At 45.9% G+C, this 14,566-nt stretch carries 12 protein-coding genes; 9 read left to right on the top strand and 3 right to left on the bottom strand.

The genetic code is table 11. The features are described from left to right. Window positions 1-367: 367 nt before the first annotated feature. The 7 genes from MHI06_RS19630 to glsA all read left to right on the top strand — a co-directional run bounded on the left by MHI06_RS19630 (window position 368) and on the right by glsA (window position 8,435). Window positions 368-1,156 carry a hypothetical protein gene (locus MHI06_RS19630; RefSeq protein WP_340398830.1) on the top strand — a complete coding sequence of 263 codons (789 nt, stop codon included), beginning with the start codon at window positions 368-370 and terminating at the stop codon, window positions 1,154-1,156. A gap of 13 nt (window positions 1,157-1,169) precedes the next feature. Further along, entirely contained in the window at window positions 1,170-1,592 is a 423-nt protein-coding gene (locus MHI06_RS19625) for a hypothetical protein (protein WP_340398829.1), read from the top strand. 957 nt (window positions 1,593-2,549) lie between these two features. Beyond that, entirely contained in the window at window positions 2,550-4,211 is a 1,662-nt protein-coding gene (locus MHI06_RS19620; RefSeq protein ID WP_340402153.1) for a sensor histidine kinase, read from the top strand. A gap of 10 nt (window positions 4,212-4,221) precedes the next feature. Continuing rightward, on the top strand, window positions 4,222-5,022 hold the full coding sequence (locus MHI06_RS19615) for a LytTR family DNA-binding domain-containing protein (protein ID WP_340398828.1): 801 nt from the start codon (window positions 4,222-4,224) through the stop codon (window positions 5,020-5,022). 180 nt (window positions 5,023-5,202) lie between these two features. Then, window positions 5,203-6,438, top strand: a complete 1,236-nt coding sequence (locus tag MHI06_RS19610) for an OFA family MFS transporter (RefSeq protein ID WP_169483157.1) — start codon at window positions 5,203-5,205, stop codon at window positions 6,436-6,438. 252 nt (window positions 6,439-6,690) lie between these two features. Further along, a complete protein-coding gene (locus tag MHI06_RS19605; RefSeq protein WP_340398827.1) occupies window positions 6,691-7,173 on the top strand; it encodes a GNAT family N-acetyltransferase in 483 nt (160 codons plus the stop codon). Between the two features lie 320 nt (window positions 7,174-7,493). Next, window positions 7,494-8,435 (top strand): glutaminase A, encoded by a 942-nt coding sequence (gene glsA / locus MHI06_RS19600; protein WP_340398826.1) that lies wholly within the window; start codon window positions 7,494-7,496, stop codon window positions 8,433-8,435. A 215-nt stretch (window positions 8,436-8,650) separates the two neighbouring features. On the opposite strand, the gene MHI06_RS19595 is transcribed toward glsA, so the two are convergent. The 3 genes from MHI06_RS19595 to MHI06_RS19585 all read right to left on the bottom strand — a co-directional run bounded on the left by MHI06_RS19595 (window position 8,651) and on the right by MHI06_RS19585 (window position 10,849). After that, complete coding sequence (locus MHI06_RS19595) at window positions 8,651-8,992, bottom strand: YolD-like family protein (RefSeq protein WP_340398825.1); 342 nt, start codon at window positions 8,990-8,992, stop codon at window positions 8,651-8,653. Next, a complete protein-coding gene (locus tag MHI06_RS19590; protein ID WP_340398824.1) occupies window positions 8,989-10,233 on the bottom strand; it encodes a DNA polymerase IV in 1,245 nt (414 codons plus the stop codon). The genes MHI06_RS19595 and MHI06_RS19590 overlap by 4 nt, the downstream gene beginning before the upstream one ends. A 493-nt stretch (window positions 10,234-10,726) precedes the next feature. Continuing rightward, the gene (locus MHI06_RS19585) at window positions 10,727-10,849 is read right to left on the bottom strand and encodes a hypothetical protein (RefSeq protein WP_282435684.1); all 123 of its coding nucleotides are present in this window, start codon (window positions 10,847-10,849) and stop codon (window positions 10,727-10,729) included. A 241-nt stretch (window positions 10,850-11,090) separates the two neighbouring features. Here MHI06_RS19585 and MHI06_RS19580 point away from each other — a divergent pair, with 241 nt between their 5' ends. Beyond that, window positions 11,091-13,316: a hypothetical protein gene (locus MHI06_RS19580; RefSeq protein ID WP_340398823.1), complete on the top strand. Its 2,226-nt coding sequence runs from the start codon at window positions 11,091-11,093 to the stop codon at window positions 13,314-13,316. A 26-nt stretch (window positions 13,317-13,342) separates the two neighbouring features. Continuing rightward, a complete protein-coding gene (locus MHI06_RS19575; protein ID WP_340398822.1) occupies window positions 13,343-14,551 on the top strand; it encodes a HEAT repeat domain-containing protein in 1,209 nt (402 codons plus the stop codon). The last annotated feature ends 15 nt before the right edge of the window (window positions 14,552-14,566 follow it).

Genomic DNA, 14,566 nt, shown 5'->3' with positions numbered 1-14,566 from the left:
GGACAGCCCCTTCTTTAGTTACACGCAGTTGCGAGCTTTATACATCCATTATGAGTTGGCTTTAGAATATAGGTAACGCTAGTCTTTAGATTGTGCTAAAATAATTTTATTAACTGTACCATTCCGTTTAACTCGCACTTTCACACTGGAGGAAAGCGGATAATCGGAGGTATACGAATTTTTAATTAGATAAAAGTAGCTCTTTGTGAAGGCGTGCCACGAGGTCCTCTATCAAAGTAAGTATATTGAGAAGGTTATTTATTGATTAGAATTGCCACTCCATCTACTGATTTATTTGGGATTTAAATGTTCAGGCTAATATATTAATCAAGTTTGATATTGTAAAATAAAATAAGTGGTGATTACAATGAATTTTCTCTTTTGGAATATCGACCGACAAAGTATAGATGAGGCTATTGTTAGTGCCACTGTAGAGAATCATATAAATGTTTTGGTTATAGCAGAATATAAAGATAGTACTAGAAATTTACATGAGTTGTTTCTGAGTGAGGAATATCCTATGTATGAATATAATTCTCTCCCTGGATATGAACGAATTAAAATTTTTATGAGTTTTCCTAATGGAAATGTACAACGTTTAGCTGATAAAAGACATTATCTAGCCTTAAGGTTGCCACATGAAGAGTTGGGATATATAACTTTATTCGCCGTGCATTTTTTTAGTAAGCTGTGGAAAGGAGAAAATGACTTCACTTTAAAATCAGCTAATTTTTACAACGAAATCATCAGTATTGAGGATAGAGTTAAATCGAAAAACACCGTTCTTTTAGGGGATTTTAATATGAATCCTTTTGAAGTTGGTATGATAGGTGCTGGGAGACTTCATGCTTTCCCAACAAAATATGAAGCTAATAAAATCAAACGAATACTGGATGACGATTACTATGAAATGTTTTACAATCCTATGTGGAGATTTTTAGGTGATGAAGATACTGTTCCAGGTACTTATTTACATGCATCTCCTAATAGTGATGGGTTATATTGGAATTTATTCGATCAGGTACTAGTTAGACCAAAACTGATTGAGAGGTTTAGTAAATTAGAAATATTAACTTATATAAAAAAAGAGAAACTACTTGATGAAAAAAAAATTCTGTTAAGTGATCATTTACCAATCAAATTTTCTATTAATTAAGGAGGTTTTTCAAATGACGAGTTTATGGGGGGATTTTGGTAATTTAGATTCTTATGTAACACCAAAATCATTGTTAGATGAACAAGCAAAGCATCTAACAATTTTAACGAAAGGTAGATTGTATGGAGAAGTAGAGGTTATCAATCAAGAAGATTTATCTGATAATAATAATAATTTTACTTTTGAATTACAAATCAAAAGTGAATTCTTACCAAATTATCAATTTACCATATTAGATATTTCTCATAATATCATACCTTACCCACTAGAATTACGCATTGAAGGCAATATTTGGGAAGAATTAGGGTATGGTCCTTCAAATTATGGGTATTATCAGATAGATCATGAAGATGAGTTTAAAAAAGAATTAGAAAAAATACTTTCTAGCAATGCTGTGAAGAATGTCGTAAAAGCTTTGTACAATATGACTAAATGAGGGGAGCTACAATTGGTAGAAATGTAGGTTCGATATAAATTACAATGAATTACAATTTGGCCCATCACTCGCTTTTGATTGGAGACTTGCCTCTTTATAATTTCCCTGTCTTCAGCTGAAAAGGGTGAAATACAAGATAGAGGCGCTCGCTTAGCTTCTTCAGATTGGTTCTTCCCTCTCCAACTTATAAAGGCCAAGATACACTCAAGTTGGTGTGGTAATTCATGAAGGGTGTTCCACTAGTCAGATGACTTATGGAACACCCTTTTTGTTTGTAAGGACAATGATGGATAGAGATAGGATTTTTTTGGAGATTTTGGTTCTGTTGATATTTAGTACAATCCGCTGCATTTCATTAGAGATACTATTTACTGTTTGTTATTTGTTAGAGGTGTGTTGTCAATCCCTAAAACGTATGAGTACGCTTATTCCTTTTTATATTCCGCATATGAAGAACGAGTGGCTATTAATGAAGCGATAAATACTAATATTAAAATAAAGTCATACGGGTTTCCTTTAAGTATGTAGACTTGAACGATGAGTGCCATAGTTGAGATGCTTAAGATTATTCGCAGGACAATCGCCGATAATCGATCGGGATGTTGGCTTCGTTTGGAGATAAAGTATAGGGTGAACCATATAACACTAAAAAGAAAAAATGAATCTAGGAGTAGAATGGCAAGTATGCATGAACACCTTTCTGTATTAATTTCATTGAATAATTGGAATAACATGACAACTGATTATAACATAGGTTTTCTGGAGTCGGACATTTTCATAGAAGTTAAGGGATGAACCGTTATAGGGCATAGTGCAGTATTGTTGATGCATTTTCACAGGATGGACTTTGCTTTCCTCTGGGGGGAGCGGTAAACTGTTGCATACGAGATGAAGGAAATTGCGTTAAGATGAGACATGTTTTTATTTCAAACAGATGTGGAGGAAGTACGATTGGAAATGTTTACGATGCTGCTGGGTTTATTTGAACGGGCGGCGCTGTTGATTATATTTTTATTCTTTCTGTCGAGGGTGCCGAGGTTTAGGCAGATTCTGCAAAAGGGGAAATTAAGGTGGCAGGAGTATATTGCGGTTACCTTGTTATTTTGTGCTTTTGCCATCTTCGGGACGTATACGGGGATTAATGTTGAAGGTTCACTGGTAAACGTGCGGATCATCGCCGTGTTATCGGGTGGTATTTTGTTCGGAGCGCCTGTGGGAATTATTACGGGTATTGTCTCCGGGGTGCATCGGTATTTAATTGATATGGATGGAGTTACAGCCATACCTTGTCTGATCACGAGTATCCTGGCAGGTCTGGTATCCGGATATATACATAAGTATACGCCCAAGCCCAAGCGATGGATTATTGGTATTGGTGCCGGAATGATCATTGAAGCGCTGACGATGTTACTGATTTTGCTATTTTCCTACCCCGATCCACTGGGTGCCGATATTGTTTCGCAGATTGCGCTGCCTATGATTCTGGGTGAAGTCAATATTGGACTGATTGTGCTCCTGGTGCAGAGTGTTGAAGGGGAAAAGGAGATGATTGCAGCTCGTCAGGCCAAGCTGGCGCTGGAGATTGCGAACAAAACCTTGCCGTATTTCCGTTCCATTGATGAGGAGTCTCTGCGTAAGATCTGCCGGATTATTCAGGAAGATATTCAGGCTGATGCGGTTGCAATTACGGATACTCGGAATGTACTGGCGTATGTAGGATTTGGTGAGGAACGATATCATATTGGTAATGAGATTATTAGTGAGATGACGAAGAAGACGATATCCAGCGGGGAGATTACGATTAGTAATGATGTCATTGATGAAAAAACACCGGATATCCACTCGCTGTTAATCATTCCGCTCAAAGAACGAGGAGACATTACAGGTGCGCTGAAAATTTATTATCGCAAAGCGTACAAAATTACGTATCCATTGCAAACGATGGCTGTAGGTTTGTCGCAGATCATCTCGACCCAGATGGAGGTATCGCGGGTAGAGGAGATCAAGGCTGCTGCCAACAAAGCAGAGCTGCGTGCGTTACAGACAACCATCCATCCTCATTTTCTGTTTAATGCGCTGAATGCGATTGCTTCGTCCATCCGAACCAAACCGGATCGTGCACGGGAGCTGATTGTGAACCTATCCGGGTACATGCGCTACAATCTGGAGCTGTCGGATGAGTTAATCGATATTCATAAGGAACTGGAGCAGGTCCGCAATTATGTAGAGATTGAGAAAGCTCGCTTCGGCAGTCGACTTAACGTGATTTATGACATTGATGAGGTTGCGGTGCATATTCCGAGTCTTGTTATCCAACCGCTCGTCGAAAATGCAATTATTCATGGCATTCTCAAGGTGAAAGGACCCGGGACTGTTCGAATTCGGGTACAGGATTATCCGGAGTTTGTACGAATCAGTGTCAGTGATACAGGGGCAGGCATCAGTGCAGATATTATTGAGCGTGTCTACCACGACCGTATGCCTGGTAACCAGATCGGGCTATACAATGTGCATCGCCGGGTCAAGCTTATCTACGGACAAGGTGTAACCATTACAAGACTGGAACAAGGAACCGATATTTTATTTGATGTGCCCAAAGGAGATGTCGTAACAAGGTGATGATGGATCAATGAGAGCTCTTATTGTGGAAGACGAGATTCTGGCAAGCGAGGAATTGAATTACCTGATCCAGGAGCACAGTCAGATTGAGGTGGTGGATCGCCTTGAAGACGGGCTGGATGTACTGAAATTTTTGCAGGAACAAGAAGTTGATGTGATTTTTCTCGATATCAATATTCCCTCGTTGGACGGCATGATGCTGGCCCATCATATTGGGAAGTTTGCAACGAAACCCTATATTGTATTTACTACGGCGTACAAGGAACATGCGGCAGAAGCCTTTGAGTTGGAGGCGTTCGATTATATTCTCAAGCCTTACGACGAGAAACGAATTGCTGCGATGCTCCATAAGCTGGAGTTGGCATTCAAGCGCGATCATGCGCCAGTGGAGCAACGTGTTGAGGATGGACTAGCCCCTCTGGCGGACGGACCTTCTGTGCAAGGGGAACTGTTACGAGAACGAGATACGAATTCCCATACGGACAAAAGAATTAATCTGCTGCGGAATGACAATATTATTGTTACGGATACGGCAGACATCTACTATGCGGAAGCGCAAGAGAAAGTGACGAAGGTATATACCAAAAATGGGGAGTTCACCATGCCAGTGAGTATTACGGATTTTCACAGCCGTCTGCCACAGGACACGTTCTTTCGCTGCCACCGTTCGTACGTCGTAAATCTGTCTCAAATCCGTGAAATTGTACCTTGGTTTAACAATACGTATCTGCTTCGTCTGCGCGATCTGGAGGCTGAAGTACCTGTGAGTCGCGGTAAAGTCAAAGAATTCAGGCAACTCATGCGCATCTAGAAGCATTTCATTCCGCATCTGATGCAACTCATGCTCAAAACGGTGTAATGAATCCCCTTTCATGTATGATTAGCTTGTGAACGCATTCATGTATATGACATCGGCAAAGGGGAGATCACGATGAAAGCAGCAATTTCATCCGTTTCATCAACACCTGAATCAACATTTGCACCTACAAAAATGAACCGCTGGCTTATTGTTTTGGGGACCATCATTGTACAAATGGGTCTTGGAACCATCTATACTTGGAGTTTATTTAATCAACCGCTGTCTGACCGTTTCGGATGGGACGTCAGCTCGGTCGCGATAACTTTTTCAATTACCAGTTTTGCATTGGCATTTGCCACATTGTTTGCAGGACGGTTGCAGGAACGTTGGGGTCTTCAGCGTCTTATCCGTGTAGCCGGGGTTGTGCTTGGGCTGGGTCTTATTCTGAGTTCCCAAGTCACTTCGCTAACACTGCTGTACATTTTGGCTGGATTTGTCGTTGGTTTTGCAGATGGTACGGCGTATATTACGTCGTTATCTAATCTGATCAAGTGGTTCCCGGAGCGTAAAGGTCTGATCTCGGGAATCTCGGTCGGCGCCTTCGGTACCGGTAGTCTATTGTTCAAATATGTGAACTCGGCATTGATTGGTGCCGTTGGTCCTGCTCAGGCATTTATGTACTGGGGCATTATCGTTCTGGTTCTGGTCGTTGCGGGTTCATTCCTGATCCGTGAAGCGGTTGTTCGTGAACAGGCTCCGGCAAGCAAGGAAGGATCAAAACAAGTCGTAGCACGTCATGACTATACGGTGAAAGAGATGCTGCGTACGAAAGAAGCGTATATGCTGTTCGTTATTTTCTTCACGGCGTGTATGAGCGGCCTGTATCTGATCGGTATTGTCAAAGATATCGGTGTACAGCTGGCTGGACTTGATGTAGCTACAGCTGCGAATGCGGTAGCCATGGTTGCGATCTTTAACACGGCAGGACGTATTATTCTTGGTGCGCTGTCGGATAAAGTAGGACGAATGAAGGTCATCGCTGGTGCGCTGCTGGTTACAGCCGTAGCTGTCATGACACTTAGTCTGGTTCCACTGACCTTCGGGATCTTCTTCGCCTGTGTAGCGGCTATTGCATTCTGCTTCGGTGGTAACATTACGGTATTCCCGGCAATTGTGGCCGATTACTTCGGACTGAAAAATCAGAGTAAAAACTATGGCGTGATCTATCAGGGATTTGGATTTGGTGCGTTGGCTGGATCATTCATCAGCGCCCTGCTGGGCGGATTCCATCTAACCTTCATTGTGATTGCTGTACTCTGCGCTGTCTCGCTGTTGCTCGCACTGATCATTACCCCTCCAGGTCAAGGTCGTCGAGCACGTCAACGTGAAAAACAGATGAACCTTAATCCTTCATCACGGGCAAGTTAAGCAACATGAGCTGTAAGTACGAATACAGGATAGTTCTTCATCTTAAAAGTAAATGAAAACAGAGCGGTCTCCAAATGAGGCCGCTTTTTGGTATCTATGTTGCCAGATTGCCAGCCGGCCTGTTGACCTATCGGACTACTCGGCTGCCAGCGAGCGTGGTGCCTTGTGTGCATTCCATCATTCGCTTCTGTTATACTCTAGGTGAATCTAGGAAGACTAAGACCAAGCTATGTACCCCAGAGGAGGCATATCATGAATTTCATTAAATACACACAACCTGATTTTGATGATTATTATGCATTGGTTTCCAATATGGAAGTAATGAAACAGATTACAGAACGTGCACTACCGGAGCAAGAGGCGAGATCACAATTCGAGTCCATGCTTGATTTTAATGAGCGTTCCACTTGTGGGCATTACCGGGTATTTAATGAAGATGGCGCCGGTGTGGCGTATGCCAAATTGATTCCGGATCAGGCAGACCCGACCCGAGCTGAAATAGGTTACATGATCCTGCCTGAACATTGGGGCAAAGGGCAGGGCACATCCATAGCATCACGGTTGATTATCCAGGCACAAGCCGCAGGGATTGGATCGCTCTATGCAGTTATCGATCCAACTAACGCTGCTTCCCGCCAGATCTTAACCAGACAGAACTTTGTATCCACCTGGACAGGCGATTACGATGGTCTTCCTGGTGAGATCTTGGAGTTAAATCTTCAAATGAAGCGATAAAAGGACTGTTCTGAGGGTAATCAGATATATAGGGCATCTTGCATGAGACGGATGGAACTCAGTATCATCATGGTGCATGGGTTCACCCATGTACATTTCATGCAAGATGCTTATATAGAGGTAGTTCAAAAAGTCCACTTTTGATTACGAATCATGCCTGCGGCATCATCAGCATCGAAGATGAAATTCAGCCGAAATGTCCGTTGCTCACGTAGTTTCCCTACGCTCCGCTACTCCATTTCTAGCTTTATTCCATCTTCTCGGTACTGAAAACCAGACTTTTTGAACAGGCAAATATAGAGATGTGGAGGAGATGACATATGAGCAATTCAACCATGGAACGTCTGAATGCATTACTGCCGGAGTGGCTGGAGACCAGTCGTCTGCACACGGGGCAGGGTAAGGTGGCTTCTTATATCCCGGAGCTTGTCAAAGCCTCTCAGGATGAGCTTGGTATACATATCATGGACGCCGAAGGGAACCATGTGTCGGCTGGGGATTGCGGTGTCCCGTTTACGATGCAAAGTATCTCCAAAGTATTTACCCTTATTCTTGCCCTTATGGATCATGGGGAAGAAGCGGTCTTCTTTAATGTAGGAAAAGAACCTACAGGCGACGATTACGATTCGATGATCAAGCTTGAATTGGTCGAACCCGGAATTCCGTTCAATCCCTTGATTAATGCGGGTGCGATTACAGTGTCCTCCCTGATCGGAGGTGACTGCAAGGAAGAGAAATCACGACGCATCCTGGAGTTTTTCCGCAAGCTGGCGAATAATGATCAGCTGGGCTATAACGAAGCGGTATTCGAGTCCGAATCGGAGAGCGGTCACTTGAACCGTTCGCTTGGTTATTTTCTGAAGCATAATGGTGTGATCAAGGATGACGTGGAGGATGTGCTTGCCGTGTATTTCCGTCATTGCTCCATTGAAGTCACCTGCGCAGATCTGGCACGAATGTCACTGGTTCTGGCGTATGATGGAACAGATCCGATTACGGGCAACGAACTCATTCCTCGCCGTTATGTACAGATTGCCAAAACCTTTATGACGACCTGCGGTATGTACAATGCGTCAGGCGAATTTGCCATCGAAGTCGGTTTGCCCGCCAAGAGCGGTGTATCCGGAGGGATTTTGACCCTTGTACCGGGACAATTCGGCATTGGTCTTGTTGGCCCGGCTTTGAATCGCAAAGGCAATAGTATTGCCGGCGTGCATCTGCTCGAACGTCTGTCCAAGGAATTCGATTGGAGCTTTTTCTAAAAAGTTTTCTGAAAAAAGAATCCTTACCCTCATATGTAGCCGATGAATCACGTATCCGATATTTTGCTTCTTTTGAACGAAGTGAATGGTCCGGATATGTCTCGTCGGCTGCTTTTGGTATTCACCAGGATGTCTAGGAAGTCAGTCCTGTATGGCAACGACCATGCTGCATCTATCATGGAACATCCACAACATCGGAGTGGGTATACGTCCCTTCATTCATTGGCTAGCGCCACATCCGTAATGAGGTTCATCTGAATATCCCGGGACCCGCTCTCCATCAGTAATCGGAGGGTACGGGCAGGACGGTCCAGTCGAAGCACCTGCCCGGTGTAACGGATATCGTCATGTTCGTGAAACACGGCAATAGTGACCCTATCTCCAAGCATCATCGAGTTGCTGAGCAAACGGGACATTTCTTCGGCCGCCTGGGCATCGAGGGATGGGCGGGTGCGAGGAGCGAGTTGTTCCTGATGAAGAATATAGGCTTCCCGGTGTTCGGGGAGCATCATGCGTGAGGACTCGAAGATACCGTTTTGCTGCAATTTCTTACTCATTTATAATGACCTCCAATTTTATGAGAACGTTCCTGTGCCTGGGCGGACGAGCAGAGGGAGGATGCCCGCATGATGGCGGTATCTCCGTACCTGCGTTTGATATCATCCGTGGCACGTTCCAATTCTCTTTTACGTTCACGGTCATCGAACCAGGATAGCTGCACTTCGGAATCAGGCACAAGTCCGGTCAATGATACGCTGATGCGGCGGATGGGTAATCCGTCCCAACGGCGCAGGAACAGAGCTGCTGCCGCATCATATACTTCATCCGTAATGTTGGTGGGTTCATTCACCTTCATCTGGCGGGAAAAACCGGTAGGCCGATCATAATCCTGTCCGCGACAGCCAACAGAGACCACATGACCCATGAGTGATTTGTCCCGGGAACGTCGACTGACGAGTTCCGCCAGTTCGAGGAGTACCACCTTGATATCTTCCCAGGAGTCATAGTCCCGGGGCAGTGTCATCTGATGTCCGATACCCTGCTGCTGATGAGCATATGTCCCGGGTTTGACCGGGGAATCGTCAATACCGCGGGCGATACGCCACAGTACCTCGCCATTCACACCCCAACGTTCTCTCAGTCGTGACAGTGGAGTCTGAGCCAGATCACCGATGGTGTGAACCCCCATCTTGTAGAGATGCTGTGCCATGCGGGACCCGACCATGAACATGTCTCTCACAGGCTTCTGCCAGATGGTGGACGGCAGATCTTTGCGAGGCAGTGTGCAGATGCCATCAGGGACTTTTTTGGCATACAGGTCACAGGCCATCTTGCTAACGACCTTGGTATCACTGATACCGATTCGAATGTACACACCCGTCTCATCCATCACTCTGGATTGAATGCTGCGTGCAATCGTCTCAGGACTGCCGAACAGATCCAGGCTTCCGGTGACATCGAGGAACTGTTCATCAATACTATAGGGTTCCACCAGATCGGTGTAAGACTGAAGGATGCGCGTAATATGAAGGGACACCCGAATGTACTCGGCCATCCGGGGACGAACGACAACAACATTCGGACATTTGGCGAGCGCTTCGCCCAGTCGTTCTGCTGTCGTGATTCCATAGGATTTGGCAAGTGGACAGGCCGCAAGAATAATACCCGAACGGCGCGCCGGATCTCCCGCGACAACGAGGGGGCGGTCCTTGTATTCGGGATGTGCAGACTTCTCCACACTGGCATAGAATGACTGGCAGTCGGCCAGCATGATGATACGTCTGTCTTGGCGGGGCATAAGACTTCTCTCCTTATCCGTGATGCTGTGCTCATCTGTTAAGCGTCGATTATGTCCATTTTAACATCGATATTTAACAGTTCATTTACAGTGTGGAACAAGTGTTCCTGTTTTATAAGCATATCCGACAATTCGAAATGCAGCAACCGGAATTATTTTGCAAATTGGACACAATTAGTGGTTCGCCATATTAGAGGCAGAAATTAGGAAATAAGATGTGCTTTTTTACATTTAATGTGAGAGATCTGTGACCTCTGGGTGATGACCGGTAGTTCATTTAGCTTTTTGTAAAAGGTTTATAAATGGGCACAGTCCTATAGAGGGGGACTGACGTCCTTTTTTGATTTTCTGCATTTTTCAGAAAACCTTGATGTGACGCGGAATATCGCTGATGCGTTATCGGACTATAGTATCAATTTTGTAATCTTTATGGTTAATACTGTAAAATAGGCCGCAACTTTAAAATATGACTCGCGTTTAATGGGGTATGTGTTCAAACGGCAAACGTTGCCTGTACCCGCGTTGCACATAACAATAAAGGTTCCAGAATTGCAAGATCAGCAGGGTATCCAAACCATGCGATTCCAGTAGATATTAGTGTTCGGGAATCAGACATGTCCGAGAGGCATCCCGGTGCTAGTTGATGGCTCTTTTTACGAATTATGGGCAGAATGTTCCATTTCATGTTTGCTTCCATCAGCCTAGTTACAAATGCAGAGTCTTAGCGCTATAGTGAGAACTACACCGCTGACATCTCTACCAAGCGGACATCCGAAGCGGAAAGATTCGTAAACTTCACGTTGGACCATTCGATGTTGAAGCAGGATGCATATTAGAGAGGTGAGCAATCTAAAGACATGAGCAGACAAAGACGAAGACGCTGGCTATTAACGGTGTTGACAGGAGCAGTGGTGGTGACCGGTGGGATATTTGCCGGATGGCACTATATGCAACCCAAGCTCGTTACGTACACAGCGGAGAACGGCACGGAGATGAAATTCAAGACCGATGGAGACCGGTTCATGGAATACGGGCCAGATGGAACGTGGAGGGAGATGTTCGTCAAAGGTGTCAACCTGGGCGCAACTTCACCGGGGCATTACCCGGGAGAATTCCCGCTGACCAAAGAGGATTACTTGCGGTGGTTCCAGCAGATCGAGGATCTGGGAGCCAATGTAATCCGGGTATACACGGTTCACGAACCGATTTTCTACTCCGCATTGGTCGAATATAACCGCGGCCGGGAGCAACCGTTATATTTTATACAGGGCATATGGTCACCTGAAGAAGAGTTGATTGAGAAGCAGGATGCCTATGCGGCCCATATTGAGCAGACGTTCAAGCAGGAGATTGAAAAGGCCGTATCTGCTGTCTATGGTGATGCGGACATTCCTGCCAAGCAGGGAGAGTCCAGCGGCAAATACAAGACGAATGCAGGAAAATACCTGATGGCCTGGCATGTGGGTACGGAATGGGACCCGGCGATGGTAGACAACACGAACGCAAAACATGCGGACGTACCGCAGTACAAGGGAGTTCATTTCTCGGCGAGTCCAGAAGCGTCACCGTTTGAGAACTGGCTGGCAGAGCTGCTGGATCATACGGCGGTCCTGGAGAAGAAGTACGGGTGGGAGCATCCGATGACCTTCACCAACTGGGTAACGACCGATGTGCTGGATCATCCCGGGGAGCCGCTGTATGAAGAGGATCTCGTGAGTGTGGATGCCCGTCATATTCAGCCGGAGGCGTGGGATGGTGGATATTTTGCAGCCTACCATGTGTACCCGTATTACCCGGATCTGTTCCATATTGATAAAACACTCCAAACGATCAAGGACGAGAACGGTGAGTACAACACGTACAAAAGTTATCTACGCAAACTGAAAGCCGAGTTTTCCGATATGCCTGTAATGATTACAGAGTATGGTGTACCCTCTTCTCTTGGCATTTCCCATCTGGGTATGGGAGGACGGAATCAGGGTGGACATAACGAAGTAGAGCAGGGAGATATTGACGCGTCACTGACGCAGGATATCTATGATGAAGGGTATTCGGGAGCGATTGTGTTCATGTGGCAGGATGAGTGGTTCAAAAAAACATGGAACACGATGCCACTGGAAATCCCCGCTGATCGCCGTGCATATTGGCTGAACGTGCTGACGAACGAGAAGATGTTTGGTCTGCTTGCCATGGACCCTGGTAAACAGGAACAGTTAACCATCGATGGCACACTAGATGACTGGGATGATCTGAAGGATGAAGAAGTTACTACCTGGCAGGGCCAAGTGGACGGCATTCAGGAGATGAAGATGACCCATGATGAAGCCTATCTGTATATTGGATTGACCTTGGATCAACCTTTTGACCCGGAGAAGACATTGCTGCGAATTGGCACAGATACACTTGCTGGAGGCAGTCAACCAGATAAGTTACTCCCGGGCCGGACGCTCAGTGATGGTCTTGAGACAGTGATTACACTGGGGCAGGATGAAGAATCACAGGTGGAGATCGCCAAAGATTATGACTTTAATCAGCGTCTGTACGGTAAGGAAGGATACGACATGCTGCCAGATCAGCAGTCTGATTCCACAGATCCGTTCCACCCATGGAATCTGGCAGTCAGCCTGAGGATGACACCGCCGGATACCCGATCTGCTCAACCGTTCATGAATGAAAAGGTCGGAACATTGAAGCGAGGAACGACGGCTCCCGGCCAACCTGATACGGATTCATTAACGGCATGGCAGTATAATGGCAATCAAGTGGAGATGCGAATTCCCTGGATGCTGCTTGGGTTCGGTGATCCGAGTTCGTTGCAAGCGATCGACTATGGACCGCTCAAGAATGGACGTGAGTTCTCCACAGTTGCTGTGGAAGGCGTTACCCTCATTCCGTGGTTAACGGACCGTGCCACGAAGAAGGTATCCTGGCCTGGGGGTGAACAGATAACTCTGGACCTGAAGACATTGCCGGTATATAGCTGGCAGCCTTGGGAGCAGGTGCAGTATAGTGAACGGCTGAAGCTAAGCTACGACAAAATGAAGAAGAGCTACGAAAAAATTCCTAGTTTTCATATCGAATAAATGAGTATAAAGGAGGACCTTTTCACATGTTTCCAAGTTTGGCTTTGGCCTATCTGTTTTTGTACATTTGTATCGCACTCGTGGTTGTAGGCGTCATCGTATTGTTTGCCATGAAAATGTCCCACAATGGCAAACGACGCAAGACGGCGTTCTATGAATTGAAACAGCGTGACTACTTTACCTATCTGCAAACAGCCTTGACCGAGAATAGTCCGCTCAGACTGCCACCAGGCAAGCTGGCTCCGCTGGAACGCAGAGTCATTCAGGACAGGCTGATTGAATGGATTGACCAGTTCAAGGGTGAGTATCGCGACAAATTAATCGCACTATGCCGTGAGGCAGGATTCGTAGAACATGATCTAAAGGAATTGGGTCGTCTGCGTTACGGCCGCCAGATTGATGCGGCTTATCGCTTGGGTGGCATGCGTTGTCCCGAAGCCGTTCCGGGCTTGATGGAATTGCTGAAGGATGAGAAGCCAGGCCCGATGGCCATTATGATTGGTCGATCCATCTCCAGATGTACGACTCGGCAAGGTGAACTGAAAGACATGCTCGCTTTGCTGTTAACCAAAGGTAAGTCCATTCACCATCTGGCAGCAGATATTCTGCTCGAAACGAGTCTGGATACGAGCAGAATTCTAATTGAATTGCTGGAGGACCGGAATCCTGATTTTGTCAAAGTCGGACTGGTTGCCATGTGGGGACAGGCTGTACCTGAAGTGATGCCTGCACTCGACAGACTGGTAGGCGCAGAACATCAGGATGTACGTGCCGAAGCGGTGAAGCTGTATCTTAGCGCAAGTCCGGCACTCCGGGATGAGACGATTCTGAAGCTGATTCAGGACCCTGATCCGGAAGTTCGCGCCGAAGTGGTACAAGCGCTTGGTTCGAAACATGCATCTGGCAGCATTCCATTACTGCGCAAAGCGCTGCGGGATGAAGACTGGAGAGTTCGATATAACAGTGCGGAGAGTCTGAGCAAGCTCGGTGAACCGGGATTCGAAGCACTGTGTCAGGCTGCGGTGCAAGGTACAGGTGCTGAGCGTGAGATTGCGATGCAGCAGATTGAGAGCACCATGCAGCATACGAGAACCGATGACAGAGCTGTAGAGCAGATGATTGCACATAACAAAAAAAGACTGCTGTACGATCGCTATTTTGGCCCTGTACGAGAGAACAGAACGAGCAAGAAGCGCACAGGTGTCGCTACGGTAGGAGGGGATTACACTGCTTAGGGATCTACTATTAAT

The organism is Paenibacillus sp. FSL H8-0079 (assembly GCF_037991315.1).
Lineage (GTDB): Bacteria > Bacillota > Bacilli > Paenibacillales > Paenibacillaceae > Paenibacillus.
The sequence above is the reverse complement of the archived record's forward strand: the minus strand, read 5'-3'. Positions and strand labels throughout refer to the sequence as shown.

What these genes read in the sequence shown, in the direction of transcription:
- MHI06_RS19610 (WP_169483157.1), top strand. Translation starts at nt 5,203, where the DNA reads ATGAACCGCTGGCTTATTGTTTTGGGGACCATCATTGTACAAATGGGT.
- glsA (WP_340398826.1), top strand. Translation starts at nt 7,494, where the DNA reads ATGAGCAATTCAACCATGGAACGTCTGAATGCATTACTGCCGGAGTGG.
- MHI06_RS19605 (WP_340398827.1), top strand. Translation starts at nt 6,691, where the DNA reads ATGAATTTCATTAAATACACACAACCTGATTTTGATGATTATTATGCA.
- MHI06_RS19620 (WP_340402153.1), top strand. Translation starts at nt 2,550, where the DNA reads ATGTTTACGATGCTGCTGGGTTTATTTGAACGGGCGGCGCTGTTGATT.
- MHI06_RS19625 (WP_340398829.1), top strand. Translation starts at nt 1,170, where the DNA reads ATGACGAGTTTATGGGGGGATTTTGGTAATTTAGATTCTTATGTAACA.
- MHI06_RS19615 (WP_340398828.1), top strand. Translation starts at nt 4,222, where the DNA reads ATGAGAGCTCTTATTGTGGAAGACGAGATTCTGGCAAGCGAGGAATTG.
- MHI06_RS19575 (WP_340398822.1), top strand. Translation starts at nt 13,343, where the DNA reads ATGTTTCCAAGTTTGGCTTTGGCCTATCTGTTTTTGTACATTTGTATC.
- MHI06_RS19580 (WP_340398823.1), top strand. Translation starts at nt 11,091, where the DNA reads ATGAGCAGACAAAGACGAAGACGCTGGCTATTAACGGTGTTGACAGGA.
- MHI06_RS19630 (WP_340398830.1), top strand. Translation starts at nt 368, where the DNA reads ATGAATTTTCTCTTTTGGAATATCGACCGACAAAGTATAGATGAGGCT.
- MHI06_RS19590 (WP_340398824.1), bottom strand. Translation starts at nt 10,233, where the DNA reads ATGCCCCGCCAAGACAGACGTATCATCATGCTGGCCGACTGCCAGTCA.
- MHI06_RS19595 (WP_340398825.1), bottom strand. Translation starts at nt 8,992, where the DNA reads ATGAGTAAGAAATTGCAGCAAAACGGTATCTTCGAGTCCTCACGCATG.
- MHI06_RS19585 (WP_282435684.1), bottom strand. Translation starts at nt 10,849, where the DNA reads ATGTCTGATTCCCGAACACTAATATCTACTGGAATCGCATGGTTTGGA.